At 62.5% G+C, this 3,825-nt stretch carries 4 protein-coding genes and 2 pseudogenes; 1 reads left to right on the forward strand and 5 read right to left on the reverse strand.

What is annotated here, in order from left to right:
• The 4 genes and pseudogenes from AWC17_RS03880 to AWC17_RS03895 all read right to left on the reverse strand — a co-directional run.
• Positions 1-215, reverse strand: a pseudogene (locus tag AWC17_RS03880) (hypothetical protein); the annotation flags it as partial.
• Between the two features lie 47 nt (positions 216-262).
• Complete coding sequence (locus tag AWC17_RS03885; RefSeq protein ID WP_007168381.1) at positions 263-1,159, reverse strand: alpha/beta fold hydrolase; 897 nt, start codon at positions 1,157-1,159, stop codon at positions 263-265.
• 52 nt (positions 1,160-1,211) lie between these two features.
• The gene (locus AWC17_RS03890) at positions 1,212-1,652 is read right to left on the reverse strand and encodes a PaaI family thioesterase (RefSeq protein ID WP_007168380.1); all 441 of its coding nucleotides are present in this window, start codon (positions 1,650-1,652) and stop codon (positions 1,212-1,214) included.
• 49 nt (positions 1,653-1,701) lie between these two features.
• Positions 1,702-2,346, reverse strand: coding sequence for a TetR/AcrR family transcriptional regulator (locus AWC17_RS03895; protein WP_007168379.1), 645 nt, complete (start codon positions 2,344-2,346; stop codon positions 1,702-1,704).
• Positions 2,347-2,472: 126 nt separating this feature from the next.
• On the opposite strand from AWC17_RS03895, the pseudogene AWC17_RS33965 reads away from it, so the two are divergent.
• Positions 2,473-2,934: pseudogene (locus tag AWC17_RS33965) on the forward strand (acetyl-CoA acetyltransferase); the annotation flags it as partial.
• On the opposite strand, the gene AWC17_RS03905 reads toward AWC17_RS33965, so the two are convergent.
• The gene (locus AWC17_RS03905) at positions 2,850-3,248 is read right to left on the reverse strand and encodes a hypothetical protein (RefSeq protein ID WP_225336942.1); all 399 of its coding nucleotides are present in this window, start codon (positions 3,246-3,248) and stop codon (positions 2,850-2,852) included. The pseudogene AWC17_RS33965 and the gene AWC17_RS03905 overlap by 85 nt on opposite strands.
• Positions 3,249-3,825 lie beyond the last annotated feature (577 nt).

A 3,825-nucleotide genomic window follows, 5' to 3' on the forward strand; every position in this document is an offset into this window, starting at 1 on the left:
TACCGGGCCACTGCGATGGCTCGGCGACGGTGGTCTCTCACCTCCGTTCGGTTGAACAGCGCCTCACGGCGCTCGATATCCGAGGACCACACCGCGTCGAGTCGGCCCTTATCAAAGCGCTGGCCGATCAGATCCGGCGGAAACGAGGCCGGATCGACCACCGTGGTGGTCTTAAACCTCCGCGGACTGATCCCCTTGATGCCGAGCTCGGCCATGATTTTGGCGCGGCCAGCCCGGGCTGCGCCAGATAGCCCAGAGCTTTTCACGCTGAAGTGCTTATCGTGCGGTCGAGAAATCCGGCGACGGCTGCGGTGAAGGCATCGTTGTCGTCGCCTGCGACCATGTGGCCGGTGCCGGAGACGTCCACCGCTTGGGCGTGCGGTACGACCTTGAGGAATTCGTCGACCGACTGCTGCGATGTCACATCTGAAAGGACGCCGCGCACCAGAAGAGTGGGTGCCTGCACGCGGCGGGCCCCTTCAACAAGCAGTTCGCTGATCGCGTCGAACTTTTCGGCACCAGTCGCGGGGTCACCTTGCAGAAACTGGAAGTTGGAAGTGATGAAGGCCGGATCCCATCGCCAGATCCACCGACCATCGTCGCGTTGCCGCAAGACTTTACGGAGTCCGTCCGGGTTCTTGGGCCGAGTGCGATGTCTGTTGTATTCGGCAATGACGTCCGCGGCGTCGTCGAGCGTGCTGAACCCGTCAGGATGGGCGGCCATGAACGACACGACGCGGCGTGCTCCGTGAAACTCCATTCGCGGAGTGATGTCGACCAGGACGACGGCTCCCCACAGGTCGGCGGGCGCCAGCAAGTGCGTGCCCAGGACGGTCATGCCGCCCAAGGATGCGCCGACGACGGCCGGCGGGCGGTCGGTGCTCGCGTGTTCACGCACGGCCAGCAGATCGGACGCTAGCCGTCCGAGGTCGTATCTTCCGGTAGGGTCCCACGCGCTGTCGCCGTGACCTCGGGCGTCATACGCGACGACCGTGTACCCACGAGCGTGCAAGCGGCGCGCTGTGGTCGCCCAGGCGTGTCGGTTTTGACCACCGCCGTGCAGGAGCAGCACAACGGCGCGGGCAGCGTCGTGCCGGTAGCAATCCGCCGTGAGGGTGACGCCGTCTGTGGTGCGGAATCGCTCGAGCGTAACGGTCATCGGGTGCGCTCGCCGTTGTGAAGTCGGACGACAATACCATCGGTCCTTTTCATCACGAGGAATTCCCCCTAGGGCTAACGACGGTCACTGTTCCTTGGGCGGCACATACCGCGCGCCCGTCGTTGGTGATGTCGATTCTGGCGACACCGCTGCGCTTGCCCAGCGCGATGATCTCGGTGACGGCGACGCATACTCCGCTTGACACGGGCTGCAGCAAGTTCAGCTTGAATTCGGTTGTGGCGACCCACGATCCAGCGGGGATCACCGGGTAAAACACCACGCCCAAGCAGTGGTCGACCATTGCTGACAGGCATCCGCCGTGCAGATTGCCGAACGGAGTCAAAAGGTCGTCCCGAGCATCCATCTGCACAACCAGCCGCCCGGCGGCGAACTCGGTGTGGCGAAAATCCAGGTATTTGGAGAGTCCTCCCGTGGTTGCCGCCGCGTTCTGCAATTCCTTGGCGATCTGCTGATTGAACTGCGCGAACTCCATGGTTAGCGCCCCTTCTCATCCACGGATATCGATGCGATGGTTTGAGACACTACTCTGCACTTGTTGCATCGACGCAAGGCTGGGTGTTGGTGAGCAGAGCTGGAAGCAGGAATCGGCGTAAAAAGGCATCGAGGCCTTCGGGGCTGCGGTGTCTGGGGCCGCGGACCGACAGCAGGCTGAGGACGGTTCGCAGGATCCATTCGGCGGCATCGTCGACCGACACCCCGGGCTCGAGTTGGTCCCAGTGCGCAGCGAAGACAGGTCGAAGGAACTCGGCCACGAGTTCAAACAAAGCCACCGACGTTCCCTTGGCCAACCCCACGCCGGCGAGTTCCTCGTCACTGCCGAACAGCAATCCGATTGTCGGCTCGCGATGAGCGGCGCGTACCGTGACCTCGACGAAATCGAGTATTGCCGTGCCCAAATCGCGATGTACTGCGATCCGTCGACGCATGCGGTCTAGGTAGCGTTCGGCCGCACGCAGGATGACACCGGAAACGACGGATTCACGACTTGGAAAGTAGCGGTACACCGTGGCGCGCGACACCCCCGCCTGTCTGGCGATGTCCTCCATGGTGGTGCCCGGCAGCCCCTTGCCCTCCAGGCACGCTTCGGCGGCATCGAGCAGGAGGTCTCGGGCGACGTCGCGGGTCGTGGGAGGTGCCGTGCCCCAGCGCAACGATTTCTTCGTCACGAAGCAAGTATGCAGCCTCGGACCGATCGTGAATTAACGACCCAACCGGTTGTCGCATGGCTACTTATGTGACAATATCGCAAATATGTCGCAACAAAGGTGCCGACGATGAACGTGACCTGACCGTTGGCGATTCCGCCCCGCACTCCCGTTGTCGTCGCGGTCGGTGAGATCACGCACCGCGGCGACAGCGTCGTCGATCCCATCGATTTGGCTTGCGAAGCCGCGCGTCGAGCATTGCAAGACGCGGGCGCTGCGATCGGGCATCGGATCGATACGGTGGCGACACCGGGCATTCTGATGATTCCGCGTGACAATCCCGCGTCGAGAATTGCCGAAGCGGTTGGGCTGGCGCCCCGGCGTCGCATCAGCTGCCCGATTGGCGGCAATACACCGCAATACCTCGTCGAGGTCCTTGGTGGGGACATTGTGCGCGGTATCAGCGATGCGGTGCTGGTCGTCGGAGCCGAGACCGGCGAGTCCGCCCGCAGAGTCAAATCGGGTCATGCGCTCCGCGATCCGAAACCCGTTGATGCACAGGATGAGTCACTTGGCGACACACGTCCCGGATTGAGCCCAGCCGAGATGTGTGCTACCTCACCGACTTTGACTCCCGCCAGTTTAGCGATCGCAGTGAGGCTTTCACCGCGGCCTTGCATCCGGGCCAACGCTGTCGCGCCGGCCTGGCGGTGTTCGTGACGGCGCCGCTCTCCCTCTGCGTGTATCTCGAGGATACGGTTGCGCTCCCACTCGTCGACGGCGGCCAGCCGCCCAAGCTCGACGAGGAACGACGCAGCGTCATCGACATTTTGACGCTCACGCTCCAGACGTGCCTCGTTGGCCTTGTTCTGCGCCTCCCGGACACGCTTGCGCGCTGCCGATTTCGAATTGATGTTCACCACGTGGGAACCATAGGACGCACCCATCGTCGTGCTCTACCATCCTGACCAACATCATCTGTGTCCCCATTTGTCCGCACCCTTTGTCGCCAAATCGACTGCCTACCAATGCAACACATCCGCACCGATCCGCACCACTCACCACAACCACCTGTCCGATCCGGGAAACGGTCGGGTGCGCTCGTTCACGCGCTACGACACACTTATGCCAACGAGACCCGTACCACAGCAGCCTGAAACCCGCTATCTGCACTGGTCGGCACGCGGTGGTTTCGCTTGGTGTGCGATGGCGCTATATGACCAGCTCAGACACCCCTTCTGGACCTCAACCAGAAGGGCTTGACCGCTCTCCTAAAGCCGGTCTCGCAGATTCGACCCCCTGACCGCACTCGACGGTGCATTTCCGATCGAATGTCGCACTGCTGGTAGCGGGAATCGAAAACTATGCCTCATGATCTCGGTATGACCTGCCGGCCAGTACCAACGGCGGGAGACGGGGTTGGGGTCAAGTCCAGGGACGTGGTGTACGACGTCGTCGTGTGATTCTTCGACTTGGTGGTTTAGGCGGTCAGTGCCGCTC

Source organism: Mycobacterium nebraskense, assembly GCF_002102255.1.
Classification (GTDB): Bacteria; Actinomycetota; Actinomycetes; order Mycobacteriales; family Mycobacteriaceae; genus Mycobacterium; species Mycobacterium nebraskense.